Here is a 13442-nt window from a genome sequence, read left to right as displayed (position 1 = left end):
AATCATGTTTTAATATTGTATTTGAGCAAAAATCCCCGCTTCTGAATCTATTGGTGTCCATAAAGCAACTTTCTATCAATCAAACTAAAAGATTGATGGCCTTTATACAGTGAAAAATTGAAAATTCCGGTTTTGCGGGAGTAGCTTTCTAAGCGTACACTACATACATCGAAGGGCAGCTTTGGAGGAGGGGAAGGGAATGGCGAGAAAACCAAGGGTTTGGTATCCGGGAGCGATATACCATGTGACGGCGCGGGGTAATCGAAGAGGGGATCTATTTTATGATGATGCTGATTTTGAGGAATATAAGAGTCTGCTGGTGTGGGGCCAGAAGGAATTCCCTTTTCGTCTCCATGCGTATTGTTTAATGACGAATCATGTCCATCTTCTCATGGAAACTCTTCACCTTCCCCCTGGTGAAAGTATCAAAGCTATGCACACAAGATATGCTATTTACTTTAATAAAAGGCATAAGGTAAGTGGTCACTTGTTTCAAGGCAGGTATCACGCGACGTTAATTGATACGAAGCAGTATGTCTTAGAAGCAAGCAAATATATTCATTTGAATCCACTGAAAGCGAACATGGTAGCATCAGCTGCTGCTTATCCCTTCAGCAGTTATGCTGCTTACCTGGCTTCTCATGCAGAGGACAGGTGTGTATGTACAGAGAAAATTCTCAGCTTATTTACGCACCCTGCGCACGAGAAGTATCAGGCGTATGTGGACGGAAAGGATGGGGGTACGTATCGCAACTATAGTAAAAAGCATTGGACTTAAGGGACTGGAAGGCTACGAGATGAGAGTAGAGGTTCAGTCGCTGGATGGCATCGAACAAATCTCTGTCATAGGATTGCCGGATGCATCGATTAAGGAATCAAAAGATCGAATCCGTGGGGCTTGATATTTCCGGACGGCACTTGATTGTGCTGTTTTCACCAGCCGAACAGAAAAAAAGCGGTCCGATGGCTGATCTTGCTATGGCGATTGCCGTATTAAAAGAGACGGGGCAGCTCACTTGCGACATTCCAAAAAGCACGGCATTTATCGGTGCTTTGTCTTTAGATGGTTCGGTACATGAAACGGAAGGAATGCTGGCAGCAGCTATGCAGGCGAAGCGAATGGGCTATGAAACACTTTATGTCCCAAGCGATATGAAAGGAGCAGCTACACTAAAAGACAAGGACTTCCTTGTACCCGTTCAACACCTGCAAGATGTCATCGATCATCTAAGTGGTCAATCGCTGCTTCCTTTTGCAGAATCTCCCCCTGTCGTCATGGAAACTCCCCGTGTTTCTCAAGCGCTGACCGATTTTTCGGACATTATCGGGCATGACATTCCTAAGCGTGCGTTAATGGTAGCTGCAGCTGGCGGGCATCATGTGCTGTTAAGTGGTCCGCCTGGATGCGGAAAGAGTATGCTTGCTGCAGCTTTTCCCTCGATCATCCCGGACATGACAGAAGAAACGATGGTCGACAGCTTCAGTCTGTATCAATTAGCTCATGAAACGAGAGCTCTCACTCCTTTGCCTCCTTATCGTCACCCCCATCATTCCGCTTCTTCCGTATCTTTGATTGGCGGCGGTACCGTTCCAAAACCAGGAGAGGTGTCTCTTGCACACGGCGGTGTGCTTTTTCTTGATGAGATGGCCGAATTTCCGAAGAAAACGTTAGATATGTTAAGACAGCCGCTTGAAGCAGGAAAAGTGACCATCAGCCGCGTAAGTGGAACGGTCACTTTTCCAGCCAGGTTTATCATGATCGGCGCCACAAACCCCTGTCCCTGCGGCCACTACCGATCGACGAAAAAGTACTGCATCTGCACACCGAAACAAGTTCATGCCTATCAACAGCGATTATCCGGTCCGATTCTCGATCGGATGGACATCCATCTCGAGCTGCGCCCTATTGATTTATCGCTCACCCCAGCGGAAAAATCAATGACTTCTGCTGAACGAAAAGATATAGTCACGAAAGCTAGAAACAATCAATACCAGCGTTTCAGCCGTCCTGTGACTAACTCGATTGTTTCTCTCGAAGAACTCTCGCTTACCTCCCCCTTATCTCCTCCACTTCAGCACCTTCTTCAGGAAAAAAGCATGGTCCATCATTGGAGTAACCGTGTCCAGGTCAATATTATCAGGACAGCAAGAACGATTGCTGACCTTGATGGGTCTGATTCGATTTCCGAAGCCGCATTGCTTGAAGCGATTCAATACCGAAAGCAGACGGGAACTACACTTTCAAGTTCAATATAAGTCAAAGGAATGTCTACTCATTTTCAACTTATTGTAACCGAGAATTGCGTCCTCTTAGACCAAACTAAAACAGAAATTGAAGTCGCAAGCGGCTTTATGCTTATGATTGAAAGTACAGAATTAAATGCGGATGTTGAGTCTTTGTATTTTACACTTACTAGAGTTGATGTCAGATCCTCAGTACATTAGAGCGGAAAAAATAGCGTATCCACAATGAATTTTATTGGAGATACGCTATTTTTTAACCACATCCAGTGTAACCAGGATTTATTTATTGACCGACTATTGAATAATATAATCCTCTTTCAACATCTTCACCATTTCCCGCAAAGCTACACCTTTATCTGCAGCTTCCACTTTATAGGATCGATCATTGAAATCGGCCAGTACAATATATTTCTTAGCTGTGATGATTTCAATCATCACGGGCTTTCGCTCAATGTATATGCAGAGTATTTCTTTACGATCGTTGAACATTTCTCTTGTTTCCTCTCTGTCTTCATTCTGATTACTAGATTTTGATTTTTACAAATAGGTGTGTCTTTGATATCCCCTTATACTTGTACATGTTTTCTCACCTGGTGCCTGTAACTTCTTAAACGAATAGAACAGTTTCCGCTTGATAGAAGTAACACTTTTGCAACCACTGGCTCTTTTCTTCCTGTATGTATCATTTTATTAGGTAAGAAAAGATCAGTGTGAGAGTGGCGTGATGAACTCACTTCTTCGGTTGCAGGTACAAGGTAAACTCAGGGATTGGAAGTTATATATAATATAGGGGTTATCAATCAGTTAGGTTGTATCTGTTTGGAGAAGTTACTTGCAGTGTATGCGATGTGGTTTATCTAGAGGAATATGCAAGAGGTTGGTGGATAAAGCGTGACCGTGTCATCCATCATTTTCGTAGATGATCATCAAGCTTATAAAAGATCCAATGAGAAGTTCTTACTAATCAAGTATCATAATGGCCTTCGTTAATGTCTTTTAATTTTGTGAATAGAAACTCTTTAAGCTGATGATCCACATGTGAAATTTCTTCTGGGTAGTAAATGAGGGCTTGTTCTTTCTTTACGTCTAGGATATGTATGCTCCTGTGTCCGTCATCTTCAAGTTCTGTGTGTTTTAAGATGTAATCCATAATTTAATTCCTCCAATTGATTTAGTTGTAAGGCAGCGCTCAAAACCTCCTAATTCAGAGTGCTGCCTTATGTACTTCTTCTTACAATATACTAGGTTTCTTACTCTCCTCTCTACATAATTGCCTTAGAATTCTTGTCACCAACGTTTTTATTGACCTGTTGGTCGTTCCCCGTGCTCATCTAGATCGCTTGGTACTTCTATGGTTGTAAATAAGGTGGCAGGCTGGACGCGCAGAGCGAAAGCGATTTTGTTGATGAGGTCCAATTTTGGATTTCTTTCTGCTCGTTCGATGTAACCAATATGGTTTGGCGACACGCCGGTTCTAAAGGCGAGTTCTTCCTGCGAGAGGTCGACCTCTAAACGGAGATTGCGTAATTGTGTGCCGAAGGCTTTTGCTGCGTCTTCAATGTGTTTTTCTTTCATAGTTAAATTTTCATATGCAAGGGCTGTTCCGACCACAAACTGAGGGTGATATATTTACATATAATGTAATTTAAAGTGGAAATTTCAAATTATTTTTTTCTGACCCCTGTTGCGCTTGATTCGAATCATACAGATGTGACAGGGTGCCAAACCGGCTATGTGGATCAATCTGGAACAACATTAGCTACACTGGCAGAACGTGAAGGTATGGGAGTTATTGTGATAAGGATGAAGAGCGAAGCTTAAGCAATCGCTTATCAAGAAACTAGCGAATTAATGAACTTTGCTTTTGAAAATTTGACCTGTATCTATCTCTGGAGATAAAACGTATAATGTTAATAACAAACAGTACGTTTCTTGTAGGGGACTCGACTACGCAAAACCAAAAGATTACTCTATAATAGAAAACATTACGAATCGTGGTACGTTAGAAATACTGAGGAAAGCGGAAGGGGAGCTTATCACTTCCTTTCCATTAACAAGTGGTTAACACGCTAATAGAAAGACTGCGTTCACCAAGTCGGGAATCAGTAAATAAAATGATACGAGGTGAGAACTATGTGCGTTTCCGATCATACATTTGAGATGCAAGCCTATCACATGTTTGAAAAAATAAGCTCTTATTCGATTTACTTGCCGGTTAAGCTCATTTGCATGGGAAATGAAATCGTAGATTTAACAGCAGAAGAACCTGACTCGTTCAAGCTGATCGAAAAAATCGTATTAAAAGGAAATGATGGACGTCTTTATGAAGTAGAACCAAGTGAAAATGGGTTGAAATTTGCTCAAGGTCAACTGACGTATCAAGAGTATATAGAGTTACAGAAAACAGCAAAGAAGAAATTGATGATTTACCTTTCCTTATACACAGGCGTCTTTTTTGCAGCAGGCTGGGCTTTTATTGAATTATTCATGTAGGTTTGTTGTATTGAAAAATCACAATTGAAACGGATGTAGACCTTCTTTTAAACGAGAAGTACCCAGGGATCCTAACAATTAGTGCGTCAAAAAGCAGTACCCCCGTCCCAAAGGAGGGGGTACTGTTTATTATGATTACATCACTTTAAAGGTGCCGAACATGCCAGCTTCCTTATGACCAGAGAGAGTGCATATAAATTGGTAAGTGCCGGGTTCAGCAGCTACGAAAGAGACCGTCTGACGTTTACCGACTTTGGTATGTAAGTGAACATTTTGGTTTGAGCTGTCATGTGAATGTTCACCAGCAGTCATGTCGCTGGTGGAAAGATTGATAATTTCTAAGTCGTGCTCGTGTTTACCTCTGTTTACTAACGATAAGTCTACCTTCTCACCGACCCCTATAGTTACATCACTCGGGGTGAAACTGAAATCCCCGGCTTCCACAACGATCTCCTTGTTTACAGGGGAAGGGACAGTATGACTAGGGAAAAATGGGCTTAAGGAATTGATGGAAATGAAAACAACTCCATAAAGCACGATGGTCAACAGTGGGTTAGTGAAATTTCTCTTCCTATTTGTCTGAGCCTGTATTAATCCAAGTAATAATAAAATAGTGGAAAAGCATATAAAGAATAATATTTTTAACAGAAGCTCCTGATCAGATGAATTGATCATTTCTCCAAGCATGGCACCCATCATCCCGCCCATCATCCCAGAGAACACCCCTTCGATGACTGTAAGTAACCCTGCAGGCAGCCCTGACAAGAAGCCAATGGTTATTCCCACGATCATGCCTAGACTAGTAGAAAAAAATAAGTCTCCACTGAATAAAACTCCGGCAATATACCCAGTAAATAAACCGAAACTCATAGATAATGCCATTGCAATGACCATGCTTGTCATCTGGGGTATGGACTCACAGAGTTTCATATGATGGCCTGTGATAAAAAGGACACCAAAAAATGTAAAAATCAACAACAGAGATAATGAAATGTGCTCCAACATGCAGCGTTCCTCCTTATTGACTTGTCCATACATACTCTATGCAAGGCTGTGTATAGGAATGCCCGCCTTCTTTTAACGGATCGTCATTCGCTCGTAAGTCAAGGGAGGGAGCTGGTAAGACAGAGAGGAAACCAGGATCGGACGATTGATGTGAACGAGGTATGTACACCATCGCCCCGTCAAAACTCTTCGCTTTTACGTGGCAGGCTCTAGCTGTGAATGCAGAGGGGCGTGTGTGGAGGGGGATATAGTTGGTGGACATGATGGATTAAAACGTTCCGAACAGTAAGATGAAAAAATGGAAACAAGGAACCTTCATTAGGTTTCCTTGTTTCCATTTGTAATTTATTTAGAGGGTTGGCTTCCGTCTTCTTCCTTTGTAGTGTAGAAAGAATGGGATGCGTCTTTAACTTTATCCTCTAATTTAGTCGCCTGCTCCTCGGTAATTTCGATTTCATGTCCCGGGGAAACGACTTTTCCGTCTTTTACTAAATAATCATTTGCTATAAACGTTGGCATTCGCTTATACTCTCCCTTGATATACTATCCTTTGAAAGGATTGCTTTATAGTATAATTATTATCCCGGTATTGCAAGTATGAAGGTCTATTTATGTGTTCCTGCGTGCAAAGCGGGATTTATTTACCGTCACTTTATCGTTAAAAGGAATTGAATGGTTTAATAGAGAAACGGTAAAAAAGCCAGATAGGCGGCAGTCCTTAATCGGAACAATTTGTCAGATATAGTTTGAACTGTTTACTCGCATTCTTTTGTCAAAAATGAAAAAAGCTTCAGCACAAGGCTGGAGCTTCTGTAAATCATTGGTCAAACTTCTCTGGAAACTGTTTTACAATTCCTTCAGAGATAGCATTTGCCATGACGATGATATGGGTGACCCCTTCATCAATCGCAATGATTCTTGCTTCCCAATCTTTTTCTAAGCTTGCCATTAAATCATCTGTGACCAATTCCAAATGCATATACAGCAGCTTTTTTAATTCTTCATTTTCCAAGTTAGGGTTGGCCTCACTAAGAAAAGCTGCTATGTCATCAGCATTTCTATCCCATTCCTTGTTTAGCTGATTTACCATGTCTTCGTTATTGTTTTTAGCTGCATCTACAATTTGGCCAGCAATCGCAATATGCTCCTTAAGCAAATCTGTAAGTTTATTCCCAGCTTCCTCACCGTATATCGGCTTCACCGCATTCCCGATATCCTCCTGATTTTTCAGAAGCCTTGTCAGCACTTGCTCCTGATCCTCCGCTCCTGCTGTTGTTGCACTTGTAATATAATTGCTTGTCCATAAAACATGATCAATCCAAAGTCTCCTGAATTCATTTTCGAATTCTACCTCTGATGGACTACTACTTTGCTCCGGCGTATTATCATTGGCACTAACTAACCCAGGCAGCATGCTTAGCAGTAATAACAAAGTGACTACCTTAAACAATAATTTGTTCATTCAACTTCCTCCTTCCCGAATAAAAAGTACCTTCATATTATTGCTATATCGATTTTTTTCATTCGTTAAAATCAATAAGTAATGCTTTTTACGCAACGAAGGCTGTTCAATGCCTTCAGTGAACCGTAACATTAAGCTGGGTTGTGCCCAAATGGGATGAGGCACTTCAATAATACGAGAACTAAACCCTGTGACCTAATAAAGTGAAACTAAATTAAACACCTTCAAAGTCTTTTTTGAAGGTGTTTTTTCTTATGGGTAAAAAGTTTTTATTACAGGTAAAATAATGGTGTGATTTCAAAACTTTGGTTTATATAGGGGGATATAGGGTAAAAATTAATGGGAATAGTATTTGTATGAAAACCGAGTATACTATTGAAACTAAAAAGCTTTACCATCTATTAAGCTAATAAGTTCCTTATTTATAGGCTGTCTCAGCATTTAACATGAAGTATCTGTTTGAGTGATTTAGTTGTGTTAGATGATTAAGACTGAGAAGGTTAATTGAATCAAGGTTAATTTAAAAGTTTAACCAGTTGATAATTTTGGTTTAGTTGCACAGTAAAATAATTTAATCACTTCTTCATCAATGCCTTGCAGATGCTTGCGGGGGGATGAAGACTGTCACAAATCAATAGTTTGAATGAGCAAATTGAAGTGTTAAGAAAAAAAATGTATCAAGCGTATGAAAATAACCCTTATGACTCACAAATACTAGTTATTTCCCAAGCGCTGGATAAGCTTTTAAATGAACTGGAACTTGCCGTGAAGAATAAAAAAGATTCTAAAGAATAATTAAAGTTATTCTTTGTTAGTTTTTTTATTAGTCTGAAGATGTTCAGTTCTAGTTTCCGACTCGGTTTTCTTTTTGAGAAATAAGGTTATTTTTTTATGATAACCCAATACTTAAAAGGTATTGGGTTTTTTGGTTTTGCTGGGGACAGTCCCCCGATACGTTCGAGAACTAAAGGATAGCGCAGCATCATTTAGATGAAAATTATAAAAGCCTGAATCCATCACTGCACTTCTGGCAGTGGGAATCAGGCTTTTTATGCAATAATCTGCAGAAGAGTGGAGTCGTATAGATGCTGTTACGTTAATTCTGATGCCTTATGGTTGGGAGTATCGATAAAGATAGGAGGGGCATGTAAACGATAGAATGAAATGTAACATCTGAATTTAAAGCTATATGTATGAACATAAGTTTAGAGTCCATTTGTGCATTAAGGGAATTCGGAAATTAAACGGAATGAATCTGTAAACTACATGAATCAAATGAGGGAAAGAATGCGAGAGGCGAGGGTTAAAAGTTAACTACGTTGTGATAGAGTATTCCATTAACCCACGGTTACTAGTACGGGGTAATTTTCTTTGGTTCTCCACACGTTTTTAAGGTGGTTCAATTCTAATCCACGCTTAGCTGCAACCTCTTCTAATAAAACAATCTCAGTAAACATGGCAGATGATACATTTTTTGAATAGATATTCGTGAGGATGAACAAATAAAAACCTACCAGCTGTTCGTTAGAGAATTCTTCATAAATAGAACTTTTATGATGATCCATACCAACCCTCCTCATTCATATTAATGAATTAGCAAATAACCGAAAAATTTGTCGGAATTATATAAGTATAATTCATATACCCGATATAGGTGGGAACAATCTTATTCTGGAAAATTCTTATTATATTGAATATATTGATTTAATAACTTATCTAATTTCTGGGAAATTTCAATTACCTCTTCATCGCTTTTGCCTTCTTGATAATCTTGGTACAATTCTAGCCGGGCCATTTCTATTCGTAGTTCGAGCTGCTTGTTTTGGATGAAATTTCCCCCTTAATTTAAATTGATTATACCATTAATAATTTAGAGATTGTTAAAAATAACAAACTTTGGTCATTCCCCCCGGTACGCTATAGTAGGAAAGCGAATGTTATTGAAATAGAATTCCATCAAAAACCCCCCGACTATCAATTTAAGCCGCATTACTTGAATTGATTCAATACCGGAAGCAAACAGAAACAACACTTTTGAGTTCTGTATAGATCTAACTATATTTTATAAGCCGTTTTACAAAGCGACCCCTTGCGACTAATATATTGGTACTTCATTAAACACCTTCAAAGCTGTGATCCTTTTTGAAGGTGTCTTTCTTATGAAAGTCCGGTGATTAAGATCGCTTTTCTATTCCATATGCTCGCTGCAATCTGCTAAGTCTAATGGCCATTAATCATAGAGTGTAAATTAGAAATTCACCTGGTAACCGGTGAATTTCTTTCGTGTGATCATGGTCAGGAGCACACGTTTTCACCTTTTTTTAAAGTTTTTCAAAAAAATATAAAATTCATGACACCTCACCCGGCCCTTCTTTCGATTATGACTATGAACAGGGTAAAAGAAGCAAAAACAAAAGGAGGTGGTTCATGTGAACTATTTGAAAGAGATCAATGCATTTTTTGATGAGAAGGATTTGAATTCTCTTTCGCTGTCGGCTTCGATGCTGTGGTATGTGCTGATTCAGTTCAACAACAAGACGGGGTGGAAGGAAGAGTTTACCGTTCCGACGTCGTCGATCTTAGTGAAGTCGGCTTTAAGCGAGAGCGCGTTTCTCCGGGCGCGTAAAGAGTTAGCGGAGAAGGGGTATATTTTGTTCGAGGCGGGCAGGCGCCATCAGGCTCCGACGTACCAGATGATTTCCCAGGTGAAAGAAGCTGGCGTGGTTGATGTGGAGGATACAGAGCAGCTTGAGGTGAAGGACATGCTGGTGGATAAGCCGGGGGTCAGCCCGGAGGCATTATGTAAAAGAAAAGAAGTGAAAGGAAAAGAAGAAGGAGGTGGCGCGCGTATGCAGCCTCATACTTTTTACGAAGAGAACTTCGGCGTGCTGAATCCTTTTATTGCGGAGAAGATTACCGATTGGTGTGAACAGCTCTCCGATGAGCTCGTCATGGAATCGATGAGAATTGCAGGGCAGCACAACAAGTTATTTTTTCACTACTGTGAAGGAATTTTGAAACGGTGGGAAAAAGCTGGGGTGAAATCGCTCGTTGATGTGGAGCGGATGGCCAAGACACCGTCGAATAAGAAGGACGATCGTAAATCAGTCGTTAAACGAATGTTTGAAGAATATAGAAGGGAGCGTCACGCATGACGTATGAAGAAGCGGTAGAAGTATTGGAAACGATGGAGGAGCTCTATCCAGGAAAGTTCAAGCTTACGAAAAGGAGGGTGCACTTTCTTATTCCGCGGCTGGAGGAGATGGAATTTGACGGGGTAATGGGGAAACTGTTCAATCATGCCTCGGCTTATCCATTCCCTCCGACGATTGCGGACATTGCACATCATCTGCCGGAACAAAATGAGAACTTAGAACAGGTGAAGCAGTGGGAAGAGGAAGCGGCCAAGGTGCCGGAAGAAGTGAAGCAGCGCTTTGAAGAAATGTTTGAAGAACTCGTCAGGAAGGTGTCGTCATGATGTATAACAGAGAAGCCGAGCAGTCCGTGATTGGATCGATTTTATTGGAAGAGGAGGTCGTAAAGGACGTGACGTTACGTGCGGATCATTTCAACGACCGCCGCCACCAATTGATTTACGAGGCCGTCTGTAAAATTGATCAGGCGGGTGAACCGGTCAACCTGGTGACCGTAACGACCGAGCTGCAAAAAAATATCAACGAAGTCGGCGGGGTCAGCTATTTAAGCGGCATGGCCCAGTCGGTTCCGACGACCGCCAACATTAAGCATCATCAGCGGCTCATTCTCGATGCGTACCGCAACCGTAAAACGAAGGAGCAGGCAATTCAGTACGCCAGTAATCCGAGCGAAGAAGCACTGGATTTGATGATGAGCCGGCTGGAGACGTATCGCGAGGAAGGCATGGTCCTGGAGGAGCCGACCGTCTATGACACGCTCCTGGAAATTGCGCGCGACATGCTCCACCCGCCTGCCGACGGACTGACCGGTTTCGCTACCGGATACAGCGACGTGGACAGCATGACCGGAGGCACACAAGCCGGCGACTTGATCATTTTAGCGGGACGGCCGTCGATGGGGAAAACCGCGTTCGCCCTCAACCTCGCGGGACATCACTGCAAGCAGGGCGGCCGCGTCCATATTTTCAGCCTGGAAATGGGACGCAAAGCCCTGTTGAAGCGCATGCTGTCCTGCGAAGCGGAAATCCATGGGCAAAAATGGCAGAAGGGGTGTTTTTCCCACAGCGAGTTTGAACGGTGCATGCAAACAATGGGCGACATGTCGCTGTGGCAGCTCCACCTTCACGAACGCGATACAACCGTCGCCGAGGTGCGCGCCCGCGTGCGTCATTCGATGCGAAAAGACAAACACACGAAACCGATGATCATCATCGATTACCTGCAGCTCATGACCTCTCCCGGCCGCCACGAACGCCGCGACCTCGAAATCGGAGCCATGACCCGCGAACTGAAACAGCTCGCCCTTGAACTGAAAGTCCCCATCATTCTCCTATCCCAGCTCTCCCGCAACGTCGAGCAGCGCAAAGACAAACGCCCGCTCCTATCCGACCTGCGCGAGTCCGGCAACATCGAACAAGATGCCGATATGGTTGCCTTTTTATACAGAGATGATTACTACAATTGGACGGGCGGCAAAAAGGACGAGGTGGAATTTTTAATCAGCAAGCAGCGAAATGGTCCAGTAGGGAATGTCGGGCTGAGGTTCATGAAGGAGTATGGGAAGTTTGTCAGTAGAACCAAGACTGTGGAAAGTAACATTTCATGATAGAGGAGGAAGGTAAACATGGATTATATGAAAGAATTGGAAGCTTTTCATGATCAGGTGGATATGGATAAATTGTCTTCATCAGCGGGGTTATTATGGTTCACGCTGATGCAAATCAACAGCAGGAGGGGATGGAAGAAAGAGTTCGCGGTACCTGGTGAGGTGATTCGTTTGAAGTCCCGGCTGCCTTTGAGTTCGTATAAGCGGGCGCGGAAGCAGTTGGTGGAGAAGGGGTATATCAAGTATACGCCAGGGGATCAGTCTCGTCCGGCTGTGTTTGAGATGGTTTCGCGGGTGGGGTAGTTTTTTTGGGGATCTAATCACTACTGCGGTTCATAGCCACAGTGGTGATTGGTTGTGTGAAAGACTTTAAGAAAGAACCTATAGCCACACAAGTAGTGGATGAAATTAAGTAATAATAAGGGGGGCCTCCCGTTATTTTCAGAAGGAGAATCCGGCGACGACAATGAAGAAGAATCGTCATATGATGAATCGCTATTTCGGAAGTGAATGAATATGAAAGGAATGTTATCTCGAAACTGAGTCTTACAGATAAGGGCAGGTTAGTGGAAGACTCAGTATCGAGATATTAGGCGTTTTGAAACTAAATTGGATTGGTATCGTATTTGTAATATGAGAGGATTCTTTCGGTGGAGAATGAGAAAGATTATTGAACTTTTGTAATGTAGGGGTACTTAATTTTCTTTAGGAAAACCAATATTATCTGGCAAAATCTAATTAAAAGGGGGTGTTCTTATGATGCTTTATGGACCTTTATTAGTGTCTTTAATACCAGGGATAATTGTATTGACGCTTACTTGGTGGTTCAGTAAAAAGGGTTTTTCCTTATTTGTCAGGATGTTACCTGGATGCTTTTTAACAATAATTGCTGCCATTCTCTTTTATCACGGCTTTGTGAACATTAGGGGTTTTGAAGGTGCAGCTTATGGCATTCTTTGTTTCTTTTTAATCATTTTTGCTCTTGCGTCATTTGCAATGGGGGTAAAAGTAAAACTAAATACAATAAGGAATTAGGCTTATCTAGTAAAGTCCGTAGTATATACTTATTTTCTTTGTTGCTGTTTCTTAAATGGGGAGAGCGGTTTATGGAATGTAAGTTATGCACACAACCCTAACGCTTATAAAGTAACAATTTGTGATATAGTGTTTACTCTTATAATGTACTTCACATTATTAAAGACTGAAATTTTGGGTTTAATATAATTTTGAAAAAAACTAATTATCTTGAATTCAATTCTTAGTGTATCTGGGGCAATTCTGAAACAAAGGAGTTGCTCTTTTTTTAAATGTTTAGGGCAGGATTGCAGGATTGTGGAAGATTTGAATTCGAGATGTTAGGCGTTTTGAAACTATTGCAGGTATTTATCGTATATGTAGTAGAGTTATAAGAAACGGTGTAGGTGATAGTGGACATCGTTTATTGTGCTAACGGAAGAAGAGAATAGAACAAGAAAAA

General features: G+C 41.6%; 18 protein-coding genes. 10 read left to right on the top strand and 8 right to left on the bottom strand.

Annotation, left to right across the window (positions count from 1 at the left end):
• Positions 1-199 precede the first annotated feature (199 nt).
• Genes O2Q26_RS11530 through O2Q26_RS11525 form a run of 3 tightly spaced genes read left to right on the top strand, consistent with a single transcriptional unit; the run spans position 200 to position 2256 of the window.
• Positions 200-778 carry a transposase gene (locus O2Q26_RS11530; RefSeq protein WP_289216047.1) on the top strand — a complete coding sequence of 193 codons (579 nt, stop codon included), beginning with the start codon at positions 200-202 and terminating at the stop codon, positions 776-778.
• Positions 779-797: 19 nt separating this feature from the next.
• Positions 798-902, top strand: coding sequence for a magnesium chelatase domain-containing protein (locus O2Q26_RS19135; RefSeq protein ID WP_390215933.1), 105 nt, complete (start codon positions 798-800; stop codon positions 900-902).
• Positions 859-2256 (top strand): YifB family Mg chelatase-like AAA ATPase, encoded by a 1398-nt coding sequence (locus tag O2Q26_RS11525; RefSeq protein ID WP_352232239.1) that lies wholly within the window; start codon positions 859-861, stop codon positions 2254-2256. The genes O2Q26_RS19135 and O2Q26_RS11525 overlap by 44 nt, the downstream gene beginning before the upstream one ends.
• A gap of 282 nt (positions 2257-2538) precedes the next feature.
• On the opposite strand, the gene O2Q26_RS11520 is transcribed toward O2Q26_RS11525, so the two are convergent.
• The 3 genes from O2Q26_RS11520 to O2Q26_RS11510 all read right to left on the bottom strand — a co-directional run bounded on the left by O2Q26_RS11520 (position 2539) and on the right by O2Q26_RS11510 (position 3819).
• Positions 2539-2733 (bottom strand): hypothetical protein, encoded by a 195-nt coding sequence (locus O2Q26_RS11520; RefSeq protein WP_289216046.1) that lies wholly within the window; start codon positions 2731-2733, stop codon positions 2539-2541.
• A 475-nt stretch (positions 2734-3208) separates the two neighbouring features.
• Positions 3209-3394 carry a hypothetical protein gene (locus tag O2Q26_RS11515; RefSeq protein ID WP_289216045.1) on the bottom strand — a complete coding sequence of 62 codons (186 nt, stop codon included), beginning with the start codon at positions 3392-3394 and terminating at the stop codon, positions 3209-3211.
• A 149-nt stretch (positions 3395-3543) separates the two neighbouring features.
• Positions 3544-3819 (bottom strand): helix-turn-helix domain-containing protein, encoded by a 276-nt coding sequence (locus O2Q26_RS11510; RefSeq protein WP_289216044.1) that lies wholly within the window; start codon positions 3817-3819, stop codon positions 3544-3546.
• Between the two features lie 558 nt (positions 3820-4377).
• Here O2Q26_RS11510 and O2Q26_RS11505 point away from each other — a divergent pair.
• Positions 4378-4737 carry a hypothetical protein gene (locus tag O2Q26_RS11505; RefSeq protein WP_289216043.1) on the top strand — a complete coding sequence of 120 codons (360 nt, stop codon included), beginning with the start codon at positions 4378-4380 and terminating at the stop codon, positions 4735-4737.
• Between the two features lie 135 nt (positions 4738-4872).
• On the opposite strand, the gene O2Q26_RS11500 is transcribed toward O2Q26_RS11505, so the two are convergent.
• From O2Q26_RS11500 to O2Q26_RS11490, 3 genes are all read right to left on the bottom strand, one after another.
• A complete protein-coding gene (locus O2Q26_RS11500; RefSeq protein ID WP_289216042.1) occupies positions 4873-5742 on the bottom strand; it encodes a plastocyanin/azurin family copper-binding protein in 870 nt (289 codons plus the stop codon).
• 345 nt (positions 5743-6087) lie between these two features.
• Positions 6088-6261 carry a hypothetical protein gene (locus tag O2Q26_RS11495; protein ID WP_289216041.1) on the bottom strand — a complete coding sequence of 58 codons (174 nt, stop codon included), beginning with the start codon at positions 6259-6261 and terminating at the stop codon, positions 6088-6090.
• Positions 6262-6559: 298 nt separating this feature from the next.
• On the bottom strand, positions 6560-7204 hold the full coding sequence (locus tag O2Q26_RS11490; protein ID WP_289216040.1) for a glycosyltransferase: 645 nt from the start codon (positions 7202-7204) through the stop codon (positions 6560-6562).
• A gap of 639 nt (positions 7205-7843) precedes the next feature.
• On the opposite strand from O2Q26_RS11490, the gene O2Q26_RS11485 reads away from it, so the two are divergent.
• A complete protein-coding gene (locus O2Q26_RS11485) occupies positions 7844-7999 on the top strand; it encodes an aspartyl-phosphate phosphatase Spo0E family protein (protein WP_289216039.1) in 156 nt (51 codons plus the stop codon).
• 542 nt (positions 8000-8541) lie between these two features.
• Here the strand turns inward: O2Q26_RS11485 and O2Q26_RS11480 are convergent.
• A complete protein-coding gene (locus tag O2Q26_RS11480) occupies positions 8542-8769 on the bottom strand; it encodes a hypothetical protein (protein WP_289216038.1) in 228 nt (75 codons plus the stop codon).
• A 101-nt stretch (positions 8770-8870) separates the two neighbouring features.
• Complete coding sequence (locus O2Q26_RS19065; RefSeq protein WP_352232244.1) at positions 8871-9005, bottom strand: aspartyl-phosphate phosphatase Spo0E family protein; 135 nt, start codon at positions 9003-9005, stop codon at positions 8871-8873.
• A 628-nt stretch (positions 9006-9633) separates the two neighbouring features.
• Here O2Q26_RS19065 and O2Q26_RS11475 point away from each other — a divergent pair.
• The 5 genes from O2Q26_RS11475 to O2Q26_RS11455 all read left to right on the top strand — a co-directional run bounded on the left by O2Q26_RS11475 (position 9634) and on the right by O2Q26_RS11455 (position 13000).
• Positions 9634-10359, top strand: coding sequence for a DnaD domain protein (locus O2Q26_RS11475; RefSeq protein WP_289216037.1), 726 nt, complete (start codon positions 9634-9636; stop codon positions 10357-10359).
• Positions 10356-10682 (top strand): replicative helicase loader/inhibitor, encoded by a 327-nt coding sequence (locus O2Q26_RS11470; protein ID WP_289216036.1) that lies wholly within the window; start codon positions 10356-10358, stop codon positions 10680-10682. The genes O2Q26_RS11475 and O2Q26_RS11470 overlap by 4 nt, the downstream gene beginning before the upstream one ends.
• Positions 10679-11965 (top strand): replicative DNA helicase, encoded by a 1287-nt coding sequence (gene dnaB, locus O2Q26_RS11465; protein ID WP_289216035.1) that lies wholly within the window; start codon positions 10679-10681, stop codon positions 11963-11965. The genes O2Q26_RS11470 and dnaB overlap by 4 nt, the downstream gene beginning before the upstream one ends.
• Before the next feature lie 18 nt (positions 11966-11983).
• Positions 11984-12268, top strand: a complete 285-nt coding sequence (locus O2Q26_RS11460; RefSeq protein ID WP_289216034.1) for a hypothetical protein — start codon at positions 11984-11986, stop codon at positions 12266-12268.
• A 453-nt stretch (positions 12269-12721) separates the two neighbouring features.
• Positions 12722-13000, top strand: a complete 279-nt coding sequence (locus tag O2Q26_RS11455; protein ID WP_253935467.1) for a YesK family protein — start codon at positions 12722-12724, stop codon at positions 12998-13000.
• Positions 13001-13442: the final 442 nt, after the last annotated feature.

Source organism: Halobacillus campisalis, assembly GCF_030345335.1.
In the GTDB taxonomy this organism is placed as follows: Bacteria; Bacillota; Bacilli; order Bacillales; family Halobacillaceae; genus Halobacillus_A; species Halobacillus_A campisalis.
The sequence above is the reverse complement of the archived record's forward strand: the minus strand, read 5'-3'. Positions and strand labels throughout refer to the sequence as shown.

Bases quoted from the DNA above. Each gene is read 5' to 3' on its own strand.
- O2Q26_RS11530 (WP_289216047.1), top strand. From the start codon at position 200: ATGGCGAGAAAACCAAGGGTTTGGTATCCGGGAGCGATATACCATGTG.
- O2Q26_RS19135 (WP_390215933.1), top strand. From the start codon at position 798: ATGAGAGTAGAGGTTCAGTCGCTGGATGGCATCGAACAAATCTCTGTC.
- O2Q26_RS11525 (WP_352232239.1), top strand. From the start codon at position 859: ATGCATCGATTAAGGAATCAAAAGATCGAATCCGTGGGGCTTGATATT.
- O2Q26_RS11520 (WP_289216046.1), bottom strand. From the start codon at position 2,733: ATGTTCAACGATCGTAAAGAAATACTCTGCATATACATTGAGCGAAAG.
- O2Q26_RS11515 (WP_289216045.1), bottom strand. From the start codon at position 3,394: ATGGATTACATCTTAAAACACACAGAACTTGAAGATGACGGACACAGG.
- O2Q26_RS11510 (WP_289216044.1), bottom strand. From the start codon at position 3,819: ATGAAAGAAAAACACATTGAAGACGCAGCAAAAGCCTTCGGCACACAA.
- O2Q26_RS11505 (WP_289216043.1), top strand. From the start codon at position 4,378: ATGTGCGTTTCCGATCATACATTTGAGATGCAAGCCTATCACATGTTT.
- O2Q26_RS11500 (WP_289216042.1), bottom strand. From the start codon at position 5,742: ATGTTGGAGCACATTTCATTATCTCTGTTGTTGATTTTTACATTTTTT.
- O2Q26_RS11495 (WP_289216041.1), bottom strand. From the start codon at position 6,261: ATGCCAACGTTTATAGCAAATGATTATTTAGTAAAAGACGGAAAAGTC.
- O2Q26_RS11490 (WP_289216040.1), bottom strand. From the start codon at position 7,204: ATGAACAAATTATTGTTTAAGGTAGTCACTTTGTTATTACTGCTAAGC.
- O2Q26_RS11480 (WP_289216038.1), bottom strand. From the start codon at position 8,769: ATGGATCATCATAAAAGTTCTATTTATGAAGAATTCTCTAACGAACAG.
- O2Q26_RS11470 (WP_289216036.1), top strand. From the start codon at position 10,356: ATGACGTATGAAGAAGCGGTAGAAGTATTGGAAACGATGGAGGAGCTC.
- dnaB (WP_289216035.1), top strand. From the start codon at position 10,679: ATGATGTATAACAGAGAAGCCGAGCAGTCCGTGATTGGATCGATTTTA.
- O2Q26_RS11460 (WP_289216034.1), top strand. From the start codon at position 11,984: ATGGATTATATGAAAGAATTGGAAGCTTTTCATGATCAGGTGGATATG.
- O2Q26_RS11455 (WP_253935467.1), top strand. From the start codon at position 12,722: ATGATGCTTTATGGACCTTTATTAGTGTCTTTAATACCAGGGATAATT.